Below are 15395 nucleotides of genomic sequence, written 5' to 3'. Positions count from 1 at the left end.
TCAACATTGCGAGGGTTGATCAACATCGCCCACACTCGGCTCATGACCACACCGATCGTCGCCCCCGCGGGGCTCAAGAACGTCATCGTGACCGACACCGAACTCGGCGATGTCCGAGGCGAGGAGGGCTACTACCACTACCGGGGCCACGACGCCGCGCGCCTGGCGGCCACCGTCGACTTCGAGGACGCGTGGCACCTCATGCTCTTCGGATCCCTCCCCGGGCCCGACGGTGCCTTCCGCGCGCGGGTGGGCGCGCTCCGCGCGCTCGACGGGCGCACCGTCGACCTGCTGCGCGCGACCGTTCGGCCCGGGACCGAGCCCATGCACGCGCTGCGCGTGGCCCTCGCCGCACTGGGCCTCGGCGACCGGCCCCTCATGGACCTGCCGGAGGAGGAGCGGACCGCTGCGGCGCTGCGATCCGCGACGGTGACGCCGACCATCCTCGCGGCGGCGCACCGTCTGGCCCTGGGCGAGGAGCCCGTCGAGGCCGACCCGGACGCCGGCCACGCCGCCGACTACCTCCGGATGGCCACGGGGAACACCGATCCCGGCGACGCGGCGGCGCTGCAGACCTACCTCGTGGCCACCATCGATCACGGCTTCAACGCCTCGACCTTCGCGGGCCGGGTGATCGCGTCCACCGGATCGGACATGGCCTCGTGCCTACTCGGCGCCCTGGGCGCCTTCCTCGGGCCACTGCACGGTGGCGCGCCCAGCCGGGCGCTGGCCGCCCTCGACGAGATCGGCGACCCGTCGAACACCCGGGAGTGGGTGCGCGGCAAGATCTCCCGCGACGAGAAGATCATGGGCTTCGGACACGCCGTCTACCGCACCCACGACCCCCGGTCGGAGCTGCTCAAGGGCGTCGCGCGGCGGTACGACTCGCCGCTGGTCCGGCAGGCGCTCGCGGTGGAGTCGGAGATCGAGGCCGCGATCAACGAGCTCAAGCCGGGCCGCCGGCTGTACGCGAACGTCGAGTACTACGCGGGCGTGGTGATGAGCGAGGTGGGACTGCCGCCGTCGATGTTCACGCCGACCTTCGGGGTCGCCCGCGTCGTCGGGTGGACGGCGAACGTCCTCGAGCAGGTCCGGCAGGGCAAGATCATCCGGCCGTCGGCCCGCTACGTCGGAGATCTTTTGCAGTAGCATCACATGGTGACCACCCAGTCGAACGCCGGCCGCTACCGCATCGGCGAGCACGTCGTCGAGCTGCGCGCCCCGCGCCTCTCGGACGGACGATCGTGGCGCCGCACGAACCTCGAGCACGAGAAGCGCCTGCGGCCGGCGTTCGGCAGCCCGGACACCGATTGGGATGCGGCGCACTCCCCCGCCTCCTGGGCGGAGAGCTGGTGGACGGCGACCCACGACCCCGACGTACGCATCGCGCGCGTGCTCACCGTCGAGGACGGCGCCGAGGACCGGGTGGTCGGCTACCAGGTGTGGGCGGGCCGGGATCCGCGCACAGGACACGCCGAGGCGTCCACATGGATCGCCGGCCTCCCCCGCTCGGCGGAGGTCGCCGTCTTCGTCACCGCCGCCTGCCTCCTCGATGCGTTCACCGCGCACCCCGACCTGCCCTTCATCGTGGGGCCGATGGCCGTGCACAACCGGCCGGCGATCGCCCTCGCCGAATCGGTCGGCTTCACCTACCTGCAGACACTCCGCGGGCTCCGCGAGTACGACGGCCGACCGACCGATCACGTGATCCACGTCCACCGCAATGTCGCGGCGGCGCGGGCGGAACTGGCTGCGGTCATCGCCTCGATCGGCGCCGAGCCGCTGCCGCCTCGCCCCGCGGGCCGGCCGTCACCCGGCGCGGCCCTCGGGGTGGCCCGGTACGGGGTCCGCCGGCTGCGCGCCCGGGCACGCGCCGCCCGCGCCACCCCGACGGCCGACGCCGCGTTCGCCGCCACCAGCGCCGTCGAAGGCCACGACATCGGCTTCCTCCCCACCCGCGCCGGCGAGCACACCGCGACCGTCGACGGTCGACCCATCGGGGCGATCAGCACCCACGTCGACGGCGGTACCTCGACGACCGAGATCATCGATCGCCTGAACCGTGATGCGGAACGCGACGGCGCGACTGCGGCCGTCGTCGCCGCCTGCCGGGTCGCCGCGGAGGATCAGCGGACCCGGCGACTGACGATCGCGCTGGCGGACCGCCATGCGGGCGCCACCGCGGACCTGGCCGCGCTGGGCTTCGTCTCCGAGGGCACGACCCTGCCGACGCTCGGTGACGAATCCACGCCCCGCGAGAGCTGGACCCGCTTCCTCGAGTGGTGACCGCCGCTCAGGCCGACGGACGCACCACGAAGACCGAGCTCGCGCGCTTGCCGTTCTCCTGCAGGAGGGCGACGACGCGGCCGTCCGGGGTGGCCGCGGCGTAGACGCCCGGGATCCCCACCGGATCCAGCCAGCGACCGAGCGACAGGTCGACTGCCTGCTCCGCGGTCACCTCGCGGCTGGTGAACCCCGCGGCGATCGCCTCGTCGATGCCGTACGACAGGCGCGGAGTCGAGGCGAGGTCGTCGAGCGTGATCGCGTGGTCGAGGCCGTAGGGTCCGACCCGCGTGCGACGCAGGGCGGTGAGGTGCCCGCCCACGCCGAGCGCCGCGCCGAGGTCGCGGGCGAGCGCCCGGACGTACGTTCCCGACGAGCACTCCACGGTCACGTCGAGGTCGAGGTACTCGCCCTCGCGCCGGAAGGCGTGCGCCGCGAACTCGTCGACGGTGACCGGTCGCGGCTTGAGCTGGACCTCGGCACCCTCACGGACCAACTGGTGGGCGCGCTTACCGTCGACCTTGATCGCGCTCACCGTCGACGGGACCTGCTCGATCTCACCCGTCAACGGGAGCATGGCGGCGCGGACGGCATCCTCGGAAAGCCCTGCGGCGCAGGCGCCGCCGGTGATCCCGCCCTCGGCGTCGTCGGTCGTCGTCGAGGCGCCGAGCCGGACGGTGGCCGCGTAGGCCTTCGTCGTCAGGGCGAGGTGGCCGAGCAGCTTCGTGGCGCGCTCGATGCCGATGACGAGGACGCCGGTGGCCATCGGGTCGAGGGTGCCGGCGTGGCCGACCTTGCGGGTACTCATGGCGCGGCGGCAGCGAGCGACTACGTCGTGGCTGGTCAGTCCGGCGGGCTTGTCCACGATGACGAGCCCGGCGCCGTCGGGCTCGAGGAAGCCCCGGTGGGGAGTGGTCATCTCACACCTCCGCGATCGAGGTCACGATGAGGCCGTCGGTGATCCGCCACCGGCCCTCGAAGGACGCGACCGGCGGGCCGCCGTCGGTGGCCCTACCGTCGATGAGGATCCGGGACCGGAACGTGCCCTCGGCCGAATCGTCCCTGCGCGAGTCGAGGCCGAAGGTGATCTCCGCGTCCTCGAAGCCGAGCCAGCGGCCCGTGATCGGGTTCCACGCCTTGTACGTGGCCTCCTTGGCACAGAACAGGAGCCGGTCCCAGTGCAGGCCGTCCTGGTCGCGGGCGGCGAGCACCTCCCGCTCGGAGTCGAGGGAGACGGTGGGCAGCACCTTGTCCGGCAGCGGCAGGTGCGGCTCGGCGTCGATCCCGACGGTGCGCACCCCCATCCGGTAGCCCACCACCGCGCCGCGGTAGCCGTCGCAGTGCGTGAGCGCGCCCACCACGTTGCGCGGCCAGTCCACCCCGCCGCCCTCGCCCTTGACGAGCACGGCGTCGTCGATGCCCAACTCCCCCAGCGCCTCCCGCGCCAACTGGCGCACCGTCGCGTACTCCGCCTGCCGCTTGGGCACGGCCCGCGCGATCTGCGCCGCCTCGCGCGGGTGCAATGGCGCGTCCACATCGCCGTGGGCCTCCCGCGCGACGAGCCCGCGCGGGAGCATGGACTGCAGGATCATTTCTCCGACTCCTTCGCCCGCGCCGAGCGGCCGGAATCCCCGGGGCCACCGCCCCGTCCGGCGCCGGACTCCCGTGCCGCGCGACGCTCCGCGATCCGCTCCCGTGCCGCCACCCGGCGGTCACTGAGGCGCTCCTGCGCGGCAGCGCGTTCCGCGGCGAACCGCTCCGGATCGTCCCGGTACTTCGGGTCCACCTCGAAATGGACGCCGTAGTGCCCCAGTGATTCCTCCGTGTACGCCGGCGCCGGGAGGATCCGCCGCAGCAGCGGCTCGGGCAGGCCCCGCTCCTGCCACTCCCGCGGGTAACCCACCGACACCTCCTCGAACCGAACGCCGTCGTACCAGGTGGTGCGGGGAATGTGCAGGTGCCCGTAGACGGCCGCCTCGGCGTTGTAGGTGCGGTGCCAGTCCGCGGTTTCGACGGTGCCGCACCACAGCGCGAAGTCCGGGTAGAACAGCACCTCGGTGGGCTCGCGGCGCAGCGGCCAGTGGTTCACCAGCACGGTCCGGGTGCCGGCCGGCAGCGCGGCGAGCCGGCGGCGCGTGTACTCCAGGCGCGCCCGGCACCACGCGTCCCGGGTCGCGTAGGGCTCGGGCGAGAGCAGGAACTCGTCGGTCGCGACGACGCTCTTCTCCTTCGCGCGCGCCAGTGCCTGCAGCGTCGTGAGGCCCTCGTCGCGGAAGCTGTAGTCGTAGAGCAGGAACATGGGGACGATCGCGACCGGCGCTGTTTCGGGGTCGTCCGGGTCGTCGAACACCGGGAACGGGTCCTCGGGCGTGAGCACGCCGTGGTGCCGGCAGATCTCCACCAGGTGGTCGTAGCGGGCCTCGCCGAAGACCTGCATCGGGTCCTTGGACGTGGTGTACAGCTCGTGGTTGCCCGGGACCCAGATGACCTTCTCGAACCGGGGCGCCAGGGCGGTGAGCACCTCATCGAGCTGGTCGGTGCGCTCACAGACATCGCCGGCCAGGATCAGCCAGTCGTCCGGGGACGTGGGCCACACCTCGTCGACGATGCCCTCGTTCCCCCGGTGCCCCACGTGCAGGTCACTGATCGCCCAGAGGTTCGCCACCCCTCCACGCTACCGGGCGCGCGCTCAGTACCAGGGTCCCGGATACCTGCCGTCCACGTTCCGCACCAGCACAGCCGCACAGCCCTTGCCCGACGTGCTGCCCACCGTCTCGCACATCGACGTCCCCTTCGACTCCGACACCCAGGTCCAGCCGAGCTGTGTCGCCGCGGGCCGCCGTAGCCAGCTGGTGGCGATCTCCTTCCGGTCGGCGATGGTGGTAACGGAGTACGCGCCACTGCCGTCGTTTCGATTGATCAGGTAGAGGTGACCGTCGAAGTACCACGACTCGTAGATCCGCGCGGCGGACACCTCGGCCGCCGTCATCGAGAACACCGTCCGTCCCGAGTCCACGTCGACGACCGCGATCGCCGGCCCGTTGAGGAAGATCTGCCTTCCAACCACCGCTGAGACGGTTGCGCCGTCCGAGATCAGCCGCTTGTCGAAGGGCCGGTACACCCCCGCCTTGACATCGAAGAACCCGTCGGGCGTCGTGAACACGTCGCCCGTGACACCGTCGGACCAGCCCACAGGACCTTTGCCGTCCGCCGACTGGTCCGGCGACGACGCGACCTGCTGGCCCGTCGGGGAGAACAGCGTCCACACCCGGTTGGTGTTGCTCTTGTCCACCTTCGCGACCAGCCCGTTCGGGCCGATGGACCGGTACTCGGACGGTCCCGTCCAGCCCTGCTTCAGCGTCGCGAGGTCCACTCCGACGAGTTTGCTGCCGTACGTCAGCAGAATGGTGGACCGCGTCGCCGCGGGTGATCCGGTCCAACCGTCCACCGCGACCGTCGCGGTCCGGGCGACGGTGTCCGTCCCGACCTTCTGGACCGACACCCTGACGGTCTTGCGTTCGGGCGAGAGCCCCTGTGCGGGAACCGTGACCTGCTGCACCCACACGAGGTCCGGGTCGGTGGGCACGCCCGCCAGGGTGCAGTGTGTCTTGTTCTCCACCTCACCCGGTTGCACGCTCGGCTTGGTGGGGTGCCAGAACTCGCCGGACTCCGGCCGAAAGACCTGCACCGCTTCGGCGCTGTGAACAGCGGAGTAGTACGCTCCGCCACACCCGGTGTAGGGCACGCCGCCGTAGCTCGACCAGCCGTCCTTGAACGGGGTGTCCGACGGGTTGACGTCCGGCACCGGGACACGGTCCACGCGCGCCGGCGTCGCCGTGACCGACGCGGACGACGAGGCGGAAGCTGTCGTGGTCTGCGCCGTCGGCGTCCGCGTAGCGCCGTCACCGCTACTTGTGCCGCAGCCCGCCACCAGGATCGACGCCACCAACGCCGGCACCAGAACAGAGATTCGCATGCGCAGAAACTGTAGCGGCGGGCTCGTCCTGCTGACGTCGTCCGAACAGATGAATTTCTCCCCCGAACAACTCGCTGCGGCCAGCTCAGTGACGATCTACCGATTGGCAAGGCAAGGCTAAGCAACTGCTAGGGTCGCTTCATGGCCACCCCGAACCGCCGCAGATTCCTCTCCGCCATGCTCGCCGTGGCCACCGCCGCCACGGTCGCGGCGTGCGGATCCGGCGGAGGCGACGCCGACCGCGAGCACACGCGCACCGTCGTCCACGCAATGGGTGAGACGAAGGTCCCCGTCGCCCCGAAGCGGATCGTGGTGATCGACTCACCCCAGCTGGACGCTCTTGTCTCGCTCGGCATCACGCCCGTCGGGGCGACGGTGTCCGCCGCCAACGAGGGCTTCCCGGGCTATCTCCGCGACAGGCTGGGCGGTACCACCTCCGTGGGCGCCACCACCGCCCCGAACGTCGAGGAGATCGCGGCGCTCAAGCCCGACCTGATCATCGGGTCCAAGGTGCGCCACGAGAAGCTCTACGCCCAGCTCTCCCGGATCGCGCCGACCGTCTTCTCCGTGGACTCCGGCACCAACTGGAAGGAGCAGGCGCACATCACCGCGGACGCCGTCAATCGCACCGAGGCGATGAACACGAAGCTGACCGAGCTCGACGCCCGAGCCGCCGCGGTCGGAAAGCAGGTGGGCGCGCCGGGCACCACGCTGTCCATCGTGCGCTTCCGCGCCAACGGCTTCCGCCTCTACGGTCCCGACACCTTCTCCGGCACCGTGATCCGCGCGATGGGCTTCACCATCCCGCAGAAAGCGTGGAACGAGTATTCGATGGTCGAGACCTCGCTGGAGAACTTCGCCGAGATCACCGGCGAGACCGTCTTCCACACCGAGGGCGCGAACGCCACCGCCACCGCGAAGTCCGTCACCGAGCGCTGGGGTGCGCTGCCCGCCGTCGCCGCCGGGCGCGCCTTCGCCGTCGAGGACGAGACCTGGATGGTGGGCATCGGCGTGATCGGCGCGGGCCGGATCATCGACGACGTGCAGCGCCTGGTGAAGCCGAAGGGCTGAATCCGGGGCGATACCGGCGCGGCTCAGTAGTCTCAAGGGCGATGACTGAGCCCACTGCCCCCGCGGCCGCGGCCACCACCGGCCGCCGCCGCCCCGTCGACTGGATGGACTGGGCGATGATCGCGCTGGCGATCGTCTCGCTCGTCCTGATCACGGTGATGACCTTCGTGCACCTGCCGCGCGGGCTCTACATCACCGTGCTGTGGATCGACGCCGCGATCTGTCTGATCTTCTTCCTGGAGTTCCTGGCCCGCTGGCGCGCGGCGCACTGGTCGCGCAGGTTCCTGCTGCTCAACTGGTACGAGCTGCTCGGCATGGTGCCCGCGTTCGTGGTCACGATGGCGTTGCCGTCGGCCTTCAAGTTCCTCCGGCTCGTCCTGGTGATCGCACGGCTCGCCACCGCGATCGACCGCGCCTACGGCGACCGGATCACCGCCGTCGTCGTGGGTCGCGCCACCGACGCCGTGGTCGACGCGGTGAAGCGGCCGATCACGGTCGCCGTCCTCGACGAGGTGACCGAGGTGCTCAAGACCGGCCACTACACCAAGAACATCGCCCTGGCGCTCGAGGAGAACCGGCCCGAGATGAGCGGGATGATCCAGGAGATGGTGAAGAACGACCCGCAGACCAAGGCGGTCAAGTACATCCCGTTCCACGACGAGATCATCCAGCTGATCGTGGACACCTCGTTCCGGATGGTGCTCCAGGTCCTCGCCGACGAGCGGACCGACGAGTTGGTCTCCGACATGCTGCGCGAGAACATCGACCAGATACGGGATTCCGTCAAGCGCAAGGAGGACGCGGCGGCGCGGACGACACCGGGCAACGCCGCTGTCACAGTGCGCCCGGTCCCGTAACCGACCCGTTACGGCGCGGACACCGCGGCCCAACGCCTCCCCAGCACGATTCCTTCCAACCCCGCGCCGCACGGCCGGGCCGGAAGGGATCTTTCGTGACCGCACTGCAACCCCCGGAGGCGACGACCGCACCGTCGACCCCGCTCAGCGACAGCGCCTCCCGCGAGACGCTCGAGGACTACACCCTGCGCTTCGCACCGCGCAGCTACCGCAAGTGGGGCCCCGCCGTGGTCGCCACCTCGGCGCTCGGGGGCATCGCCTACCTCGCCGACTTCGCGATCGGCGCGAACATCGGCATCGCGAACGGCACCGGCAACGCGCTCTGGGGCATCGGTTTCTTCGCCCTGGTCATCGTGCTGACCGGGTACCCGCTGGCCTACTACGCCGCGCGGTACAACATCGACCTGGACCTCATCACCCGCGGCAGCGGCTTCGGCTACTACGGCTCGGTGCTGACGAACGTGATCTTCGCGTCGTTCACGTTCATCTTCTTCGCGCTCGAGGGATCGATCATGGCGCAGGGCCTCAAACTCGGCCTGGGCGTCCCGCTGTGGCTGGGATATCTGCTCTCGTCGGTGCTCATCATCCCGCTCGTGATCTACGGCATGAACACGCTCGCGAAGCTGCAGGTGTGGACCACGCCGCTGTGGCTCGTGATGATGGTGCTGCCCTTCGGCTACCTGCTGCTCAAGCACCCCGAGGCGATCGGCGACTTCTTCGCCTTCGGCGGCATCGACACCGCCACCGGTGCACCCCTGCACAAGGGCGTCAGCTTCGCCGGCACGATGCTGGCCGCGGGCGTGTGCCTGTCGCTCATCGCGCAGATCGCCGAGCAGATCGACTACCTGCGGTTCATGCCGCCCAAGACGCCCGAGAACTCGCGCCGCTGGTGGACCGCCGTGATCACCGCCGGCCCCGGCTGGGTCTTCTTCGGCGCCGTCAAGCAGATCGTCGGTCTCTTCCTGGCCGTCTACCTGATCGGGATCACGATCGACAACGCCGGCATCGCCAATCAGCCGGTGCACCAGTTCGTGGAGATCTATCAGGACTTCCTGCCGCACTGGCTCGCCCTGACCCTCGCGGTGATCCTCGTGGTGATCAGCCAGATCAAGATCAACGTGACCAATGCGTACTCGGGCTCGCTGGCGTGGACCAACAGCTTCACCCGCGTCACCAAGACCTACCCGGGCCGCCTGGTGTTCCTGGTGTTCAACGTGGTCATCGCGATCGTGCTCATGGAGGCCGACATGTTCAGCTTCCTCAACAACCTGCTGAACTTCTACGCCAACTGCGGCATCGCCTGGATCGTCGCCGTCGCCAGCGACATCGCGATCAACAAGTACCTCCTGAAGATCTCGCCGAAGGTCCCGGAGTTCCGCCGCGGCATGCTCTACGACGTCAACCCGGTCGGCTTCGTCTCGGTGATCGTGGCGGCGGGCCTGTCCATCGCCGCGTTCTTCGGGCTCCTCGGCTCGGGCCTGCAGCCCTACTCGCCGCTGGTCGCACTGGTCCTCGCGCTGGTGCTGCCGCCGGTCCTCGCCGTCGCCACGCGGGGCAAGTACTACCTGCGCCGCAGCGACGACGGCATCGACCTGCCGATGTTCGACGAGTACGGCAACCCGTCGGGCGAGAAGCTCCTGTGCTGCGTGACCGGCGTCGAGTTCGAGCGGCCCGACATGGTGGCCTCCGCGGTGCCCGGCCCCGACGGCGAGAAGCAGTACATCAGCTCGCTGGCACTGTCGACGGACAGGTCCGGTGCGCACGTCCTGCCCGCCGACCCGCCGGTGCGCTAGGCGCTCGCCTCACTCCACCTGATCCGACGGTGCGCCGGCCTCCTCCGCGGGGGCCGGCGCGCCGTCGTCCGAGGTTCGCCCCCGCAGGTGCATCAGGATCTCGGCGTGCCCCTGCAGGAAGGCCCGCTCGTCGAGCTTCTTGCGGCGCATCCACCCCGTGACCTCGGAGTTGCACTTGCTGGCGTTGCACGAGCGGCACGCGGGCACCACGTTCGTCTGCGTGTAGCGGCCACCCCTGGAGATCGGCAGGACACAGTCCTTCTGGAACGGCCCCGCCCCGCCGCAGTACGCGCACACGCCCCACAGGGCGACCAGTTCGTTCCACTCGGGCACGGTGAGGTCGTTGTCGGCGGCGGCCACCCGGCGCGCGCGGCGGCGGGCGACCCGGGCCTTGCGGGTCTGCGCGCGCGGCGCAGTCGACTTCGGGGGCACGGGCACACGTTACCCATCGAAAACGATACCGATTCGGTAGTTTCCGCCCGGGAACCCGACGAAGGGAATACGGTCCACTCATGCCCACCTACGAATTCCGCTGCAGCAGTTGCGGACCCTTCGACGCCGTCTACAGCATGCGCGAGGTCCCCGAGGCGACGGCCTGTCGCTGCGGGGCCCCGGCACGTCGCGGGATCACCGCGCCCCGGTTGGGCAGCGGGGCGTCGCGGGCGATGAAGCTGCTGGACGCCACCAAGGCCACGGCCGAGAAGCCGGCCGTCGTCTCCGCCCCGACCGGGCGGACGCGCGGAGGCGGGGGCGGCGCACCGTCGAACCCCCGGCACGCGGGACTCCCCCGCCCCTGAATCCCCCCCCCGATCGTCCACCGCAGAAGAAAGGCCAGTTCCATGCCCGAAGTCGTCTTTCCGCTCGACTCCAGCAAGAAGTTCACCGATCAGGAGAAGGTCGGCCACAATCGGTGGCACTACGCCATCCCGCCGGCCGTCACCGTCAAGCCGGGCGACACCTTCCGGGTCCACTGCCGGGAATGGTTCGACGGTGCCATCCACAACGACGACTCGGCGGAGGACATCCTCAACGCGCCGCTGACCTCCGTGCACACGCTATCGGGACCGATCGCGGTCGAGGGCGCGAAGCCCGGTGACCTGCTCATCGTCGACATCGTGGACGTGGGGCCGATCCCGCAGGAGGACAGCGGCCCGCTGGCCGGCCAGGGCTGGGGCTACACGGGCATCTTCGCCAAGGAGAACGGCGGCGGCTTCCTCACCGAGCAGTTCCCCGACGCCTACAAGGCGGTCTGGGACTTCACCGGGCACACCGCCACGTCGCGGCACGTGCCCCACGTGAGCTTCACCGGCATCATCCACCCGGGCCTGATGGGGACGGCACCGTCGAAGGACCTGCTGGCGCGGTGGAACACCCGCGAGGCAGCGCTCATCGCGACCGATCCGGACCGGGTCCCGCCGCTGGCGCTCCCGCCGGAGCCGAACGACGCGATCCTCGGCACCCTCACCGGCGACGCCTTCACCGCGGCCGCCGCGGAAGCCGCCCGCACCGCCCCGCCGCGCGAGAACGGCGGCAACCAGGACATCAAGAACCTCACCCGCGGCACCCGCGTCTTCTACCCCGTGTTCGTGGACGGGGCGAACCTGTCGGTGGGCGATCTGCACTTCAGCCAGGGCGACGGCGAGATCACCTTCTGCGGCGCCATCGAGATGGGCGGCTTCATCGACCTGCACGTCGACATCATCGCCGGCGGCATGGAGACCTACGGCGTCAGCGAGAACGCGATCTTCCTGCCCGGCGGCGACGTGGGCCCGCGGTACGAGCAGTTCCTCGCCTTCTCGGGCACGTCGGTGACCCTCGACGACGAACAGCGCTACCTGGACAGCCACCTCGCCTATCAGCGGGCGTGCCTGCACGCGATCGACTACCTCACGAAGTTCGGCTACAGCCCGGAGCAGGCGTACCTGCTCCTCGGCGCGGCGCCGATCGAGGGCCGCCTCTCGGGCGTCGTCGACATCCCGAACTCCTGTGCCACCGTGTACATCCCGACGTCGATCTTCGACTTCGACGTGACGCCGGGCAAGGACGGACCGGTGCAGATCGATCCGGGCCAGGGCGCGCCGCGCGCGTCGCGCTGACCGGGGCTCGGGTCAGCGCGGGAAGGGCAGGTTCGGCGGGATGGTGATGGTGCGCGGCACGCCCGGCGGCACGTCGATGCCCGGCGGGATCACGACGGTGGTCGGGTAGGGCTGCGTCGTCTGCTGCTGCGTCCCGGTCGGGTACGTCGTCGTGGTCGTGGTCGTCGGGTACGCGGCGGTGGTGTCCGGCGGGTACGGGGCGACGTAGGGCTGCTCGGGCGTGCCCACCTGGGCCGGCGCGGCGGACGTGGTCGCGGCGGCCGAGGACGAGGCGCTCGCGGACGCTGCGGACGAGGGCGCCGACGACGGGCCCGAGCCCGCGCTCGGGTTCACGGTGAACGAGGGCACCGACCCCGAATCGGATGGTGCACATGCCACCATCGCTCCGAGTCCGGCGACGACGGCCGTACCGGCCAGAATCCGGCGGAACGCGGGCGTGCGCGCAATCACAGTGAATGCCATATGCAACATAGGATCGCATTCACGGCCGCATTGCAAGCCGGATCGCCGAGGCTCCGCCGGACCCGCCCGATCAGCCGGGCGCGGTGCCCACCTGCTCCCACCGATGGCCCAGGAAGCGGGACACCACGGCCACGCAGCGCAGCACCATGAACGCCGCCAGACCCGACCAGATGCCCGTGAGCCCCCAGCCGAAGGCGTACGAGAGCCAGATCAGCGGCAGGAACCCGACGAGCGCCGACACCATCGTCGCCGTACGCAGGTACGCGGCGTCCGAGGCGCCGAGCAGCACACCGTCGAGCGCGAAGACCACCCCGGCGACCGGCACCATCCCCACGAGGAACCACCACGGCACCGTCAGCGCGTCGAGCACCTGGGCGTCGGCGGTGAACGCGTGCGGCAGGGTGCCGGCCAGGGCCGCCAGCGCCGCGGCGATGGCGACCGCGAAGGCCGTGGACCACGCCGTGACCCGGTGCCCCAGCGACCGCGCGGCCTCCGTGTTCCCGGCGCCGAGCGCGGCGCCCACCAGCGTCTGCGCGGCGATCGCGAGCGAATCGAGGACGAGGGCCACGAAGTTCCACAGCTGCATCGCGATCTGGTGCGCGCCCACGAACTGCGCTCCCGCGCGGGCCGCGACCGCCCCGGCGAAGATGAAGCAGATCTGGAAGGACAGGCTGCGCACGATCAGGTCGCGGCCCAACACGAGCTGGGCCCGAACCACGGCGGGCCGGAACCGGAGTCCGCCCGCCGGTGCCGCGCGGACCACCGCACCGAGGAACAGCAGACCGCTGACGACCTGCCCGGCGAGGTTCGCCCACGCCGAACCGACCAGGCCCAGCTCGGGCGCGCCGAGCCAGCCGTGGACGAGGACGGGGCACAGCACCGTCGACAGGCCCAGGCCCGCCAGCACGAACACGAGCGGGGCCCGGGGCCGCTGCACGCCGCGCAACCAGCCGTTCCCGGCCATCGTGACCAGGATGAGCGGGATGCCGAACGCCGCCACCCGCAGCCACGACTCCGCCGCGACGGCGATCTCGTCGCGACCGGCGAGCGCGCGCGTCACCGGCCCCGCGAAGATCTGCACCAGGGTCAGCAGGACACCGCCGACCGCGAGCGCGAGCCACGTGGCCTGCACGCCCTCGGTGACGGCACCGTCGGGATCCCCCGCGCCGTAGCGGCGCGCCGAGCGCGAGGTGGTGCCGTAGGAGAGGAAGGTCAGCTGCGTCGAGACCGTCGCCAGGATGAGCCCGCCCACGGCGAGGCCCGCCAGCGGCAGCGCGCCCAGCCGGCCGATGATCGCCGTGTCCCACAGCAGGTAGAGGGGTTCGGCGGCGAGCACCCCGAGCGCGGGCAGCGCCTGTCCGACGATCCGCCTGCCGAGACCGGACGGGACGGCGGCCACCGCCTCGGTCATGCGCGGGCGAGGAACGCCGTCACCACGTCCTCCGCCGTGCCGGTGGCCGAGTAGCCCGCCGCCAGCCGGTGCCCGCCGCCGCCGAAGACGCGCGCCACCGCCGAGACATCGACATCGGTGCGCGCCCGCAGCGACGCGGACCACTCGCCGTTGTCGGCCTCCTTGAACAACGCGGCGACCTCGCAGTCGTCCGCCGTCCGGAGCAGGTCGATGAGGGATTCGGCGGCGTCCCAGCCGAGCGGGCCGCGGTCGACGGCGCGACAGACGGCGTAGACCGCGCCGCGGCCGCCGAAGGCCTCCGGCACGGCCGTCGCAGAGCCGAGCACCGCCGCGACCATGGGGAACCAGGCACGCGGATGGCTGTCGAGCAGTTCCCGCGTGAGCTCGCGCCCGTGCGCGCCCGCCTCGAGCAGCCGGGCCGCCGTCCGATGCCCCGCGGGCGAGGCCCAGCGGAACGAGCCGGTGTCGGTGACCAGGCCCGCGTACAGGCAGTCCGCGGTCTCCGCGTCGAGCTCGGCGCCGAGCGCATCGACCACCGCCAGCACCAGTTCCGTGGTGCTGTTCGCCGACGGGTCGATCAGGTCGACGGTGCCGAACCCGCCGTTCGTGGCGTGATGGTCGATCACGACCCGCACCGGGTGCTCCCCGAACGAGGCCTCCAGTCCGGCGAGCCGCTCCGCGCTGGCGCAGTCGACGGCGACCGCGACCTCGGCGTCGATCGGGGCCGAGAAGCCGTCGGCGCCGGCCAGGCCGCCGATGCCCGACGGCAGGTCCGGACCGGGGTGGCTCACCGAGACCTCGGCACCGCGGGCACGGAGCACCCGCGCCAGCGCCAGCCCCGAACCCAGCGTGTCGGCGTCGGGCCGCACGTGGCAGTACACCGCCACGCGGGACGCCCCGTCGAGCGCTGCCGCGACGGCCGCGAGGGCGTCGGTCACCGCGGATCCTCGTCCGGGTCCTCGTCGTGCTTGTACGGATCCGCGTCGCCCGCCGGCTGCGCGGTGGCCGCCACAGCGGCGACCCGCTCGTCCTGCTCGCGGGCCTTGGCCAGCAGCGCCTCCATGTTCGCGACCGCGGCGGGCACCCCGTCGAGCTCGAACCGGAGCGTGGGCGTGAATCGCACGCCCGTACCCGCGCCGACCTTGCTGCGGAGCTGGCCCCGGGCTTTCTCCAAGCCCGCCGCGGCGGCCTCGTAGTCCGGCTCGACGTCGAGCGTGGGCCCCATGACGGTGTAGAACACCGTCGCGTCGTGCAGGTCGTTCGTCACCCGCGTATCGGTGACGGTCACGTGGTCCAGACGCGGATCCTTGATGTCGTGCTCGATCGCCGTCGCGACGATCGTGCCGATCCGCTTGGCGAGCCGAGCTGCCCGTGCCGGGTCAGCCATGACTACTCCCTCCCTTGAAACCTCTGACGATCGACCCACGGCGCCGAGCGCGCCGCGAA

General features: G+C 71.1%; 16 protein-coding genes. 7 read left to right on the top strand and 9 right to left on the bottom strand.

Annotated elements, in window-relative coordinates; all coding sequences use genetic code 11:
- The first annotated feature begins 42 nt into the window (after window positions 1-42).
- Together ABZX10_RS04050 and ABZX10_RS04045 are read left to right on the top strand one after the other, a co-directional pair.
- On the top strand, window positions 43-1149 hold the full coding sequence (locus ABZX10_RS04050; protein ID WP_355534759.1) for a citrate/2-methylcitrate synthase: 1107 nt from the start codon (window positions 43-45) through the stop codon (window positions 1147-1149).
- A gap of 9 nt (window positions 1150-1158) precedes the next feature.
- Window positions 1159-2286 (top strand): GNAT family N-acetyltransferase, encoded by a 1128-nt coding sequence (locus ABZX10_RS04045; RefSeq protein ID WP_355534757.1) that lies wholly within the window; start codon window positions 1159-1161, stop codon window positions 2284-2286.
- A gap of 7 nt (window positions 2287-2293) precedes the next feature.
- Here the strand turns inward: ABZX10_RS04045 and truB are convergent, their stop codons facing one another.
- The 4 genes from truB to ABZX10_RS04025 are packed head-to-tail and all read right to left on the bottom strand — an operon-like array spanning window position 2294 to window position 6259.
- The gene (gene truB, locus ABZX10_RS04040) at window positions 2294-3202 is read right to left on the bottom strand and encodes a tRNA pseudouridine(55) synthase TruB (RefSeq protein ID WP_355534755.1); all 909 of its coding nucleotides are present in this window, start codon (window positions 3200-3202) and stop codon (window positions 2294-2296) included.
- Between the two features lies 1 nt (window position 3203).
- Complete coding sequence (locus ABZX10_RS04035) at window positions 3204-3872, bottom strand: 4'-phosphopantetheinyl transferase superfamily protein (RefSeq protein ID WP_355534861.1); 669 nt, start codon at window positions 3870-3872, stop codon at window positions 3204-3206.
- Complete coding sequence (locus ABZX10_RS04030; protein WP_355534753.1) at window positions 3872-4948, bottom strand: metallophosphoesterase; 1077 nt, start codon at window positions 4946-4948, stop codon at window positions 3872-3874. Before ABZX10_RS04030 ends, ABZX10_RS04035 begins: the two co-directional genes overlap by 1 nt.
- Window positions 4949-4972: 24 nt before the next feature.
- A complete protein-coding gene (locus ABZX10_RS04025; protein WP_355534751.1) occupies window positions 4973-6259 on the bottom strand; it encodes a hypothetical protein in 1287 nt (428 codons plus the stop codon).
- Window positions 6260-6400: 141 nt separating this feature from the next.
- Here ABZX10_RS04025 and ABZX10_RS04020 point away from each other — a divergent pair, with 141 nt between their 5' ends.
- From ABZX10_RS04020 to ABZX10_RS04010, 3 genes are all read left to right on the top strand, one after another.
- Entirely contained in the window at window positions 6401-7330 is a 930-nt protein-coding gene (locus tag ABZX10_RS04020) for an iron-siderophore ABC transporter substrate-binding protein (protein ID WP_355534749.1), read from the top strand.
- A 41-nt stretch (window positions 7331-7371) separates the two neighbouring features.
- On the top strand, window positions 7372-8187 hold the full coding sequence (locus tag ABZX10_RS04015; RefSeq protein ID WP_355534747.1) for an ion transporter: 816 nt from the start codon (window positions 7372-7374) through the stop codon (window positions 8185-8187).
- Window positions 8188-8291: 104 nt separating this feature from the next.
- Entirely contained in the window at window positions 8292-9980 is a 1689-nt protein-coding gene (locus ABZX10_RS04010) for a hypothetical protein (RefSeq protein WP_355534859.1), read from the top strand.
- A gap of 9 nt (window positions 9981-9989) precedes the next feature.
- Here the strand turns inward: ABZX10_RS04010 and ABZX10_RS04005 are convergent, their stop codons facing one another.
- Window positions 9990-10412: an HNH endonuclease signature motif containing protein gene (locus ABZX10_RS04005; RefSeq protein WP_355534745.1), complete on the bottom strand. Its 423-nt coding sequence runs from the start codon at window positions 10410-10412 to the stop codon at window positions 9990-9992.
- Between the two features lie 80 nt (window positions 10413-10492).
- On the opposite strand from ABZX10_RS04005, the gene ABZX10_RS04000 reads away from it, so the two are divergent.
- A complete protein-coding gene (locus ABZX10_RS04000; protein ID WP_355534743.1) occupies window positions 10493-10777 on the top strand; it encodes an FmdB family zinc ribbon protein in 285 nt (94 codons plus the stop codon).
- A gap of 42 nt (window positions 10778-10819) precedes the next feature.
- Window positions 10820-12076 carry a formamidase gene (fmdA, locus tag ABZX10_RS03995; RefSeq protein WP_355534740.1) on the top strand — a complete coding sequence of 419 codons (1257 nt, stop codon included), beginning with the start codon at window positions 10820-10822 and terminating at the stop codon, window positions 12074-12076.
- A gap of 12 nt (window positions 12077-12088) precedes the next feature.
- On the opposite strand, the gene ABZX10_RS03990 is transcribed toward fmdA, so the two are convergent.
- The 4 genes from ABZX10_RS03990 to rbfA form a co-directional block, all read right to left on the bottom strand.
- The gene (locus ABZX10_RS03990; protein WP_355534738.1) at window positions 12089-12538 is read right to left on the bottom strand and encodes a hypothetical protein; all 450 of its coding nucleotides are present in this window, start codon (window positions 12536-12538) and stop codon (window positions 12089-12091) included.
- Window positions 12539-12608: 70 nt separating this feature from the next.
- Window positions 12609-13949: an MATE family efflux transporter gene (locus tag ABZX10_RS03985; protein WP_355534736.1), complete on the bottom strand. Its 1341-nt coding sequence runs from the start codon at window positions 13947-13949 to the stop codon at window positions 12609-12611.
- Window positions 13946-14887, bottom strand: coding sequence for a bifunctional oligoribonuclease/PAP phosphatase NrnA (locus ABZX10_RS03980; protein WP_355534734.1), 942 nt, complete (start codon window positions 14885-14887; stop codon window positions 13946-13948). Before ABZX10_RS03980 ends, ABZX10_RS03985 begins: the two co-directional genes overlap by 4 nt.
- Window positions 14884-15336 (bottom strand): 30S ribosome-binding factor RbfA, encoded by a 453-nt coding sequence (rbfA, locus tag ABZX10_RS03975; RefSeq protein ID WP_355534732.1) that lies wholly within the window; start codon window positions 15334-15336, stop codon window positions 14884-14886. Before rbfA ends, ABZX10_RS03980 begins: the two co-directional genes overlap by 4 nt.
- Window positions 15337-15395 lie beyond the last annotated feature (59 nt).

The organism is Tsukamurella sp. NPDC003166, from assembly GCF_040611135.1.
In the GTDB taxonomy this organism is placed as follows: domain Bacteria; phylum Actinomycetota; class Actinomycetes; order Mycobacteriales; family Mycobacteriaceae; genus Tsukamurella.
This window is presented reverse-complemented; position numbering and strand designations above follow the sequence as displayed.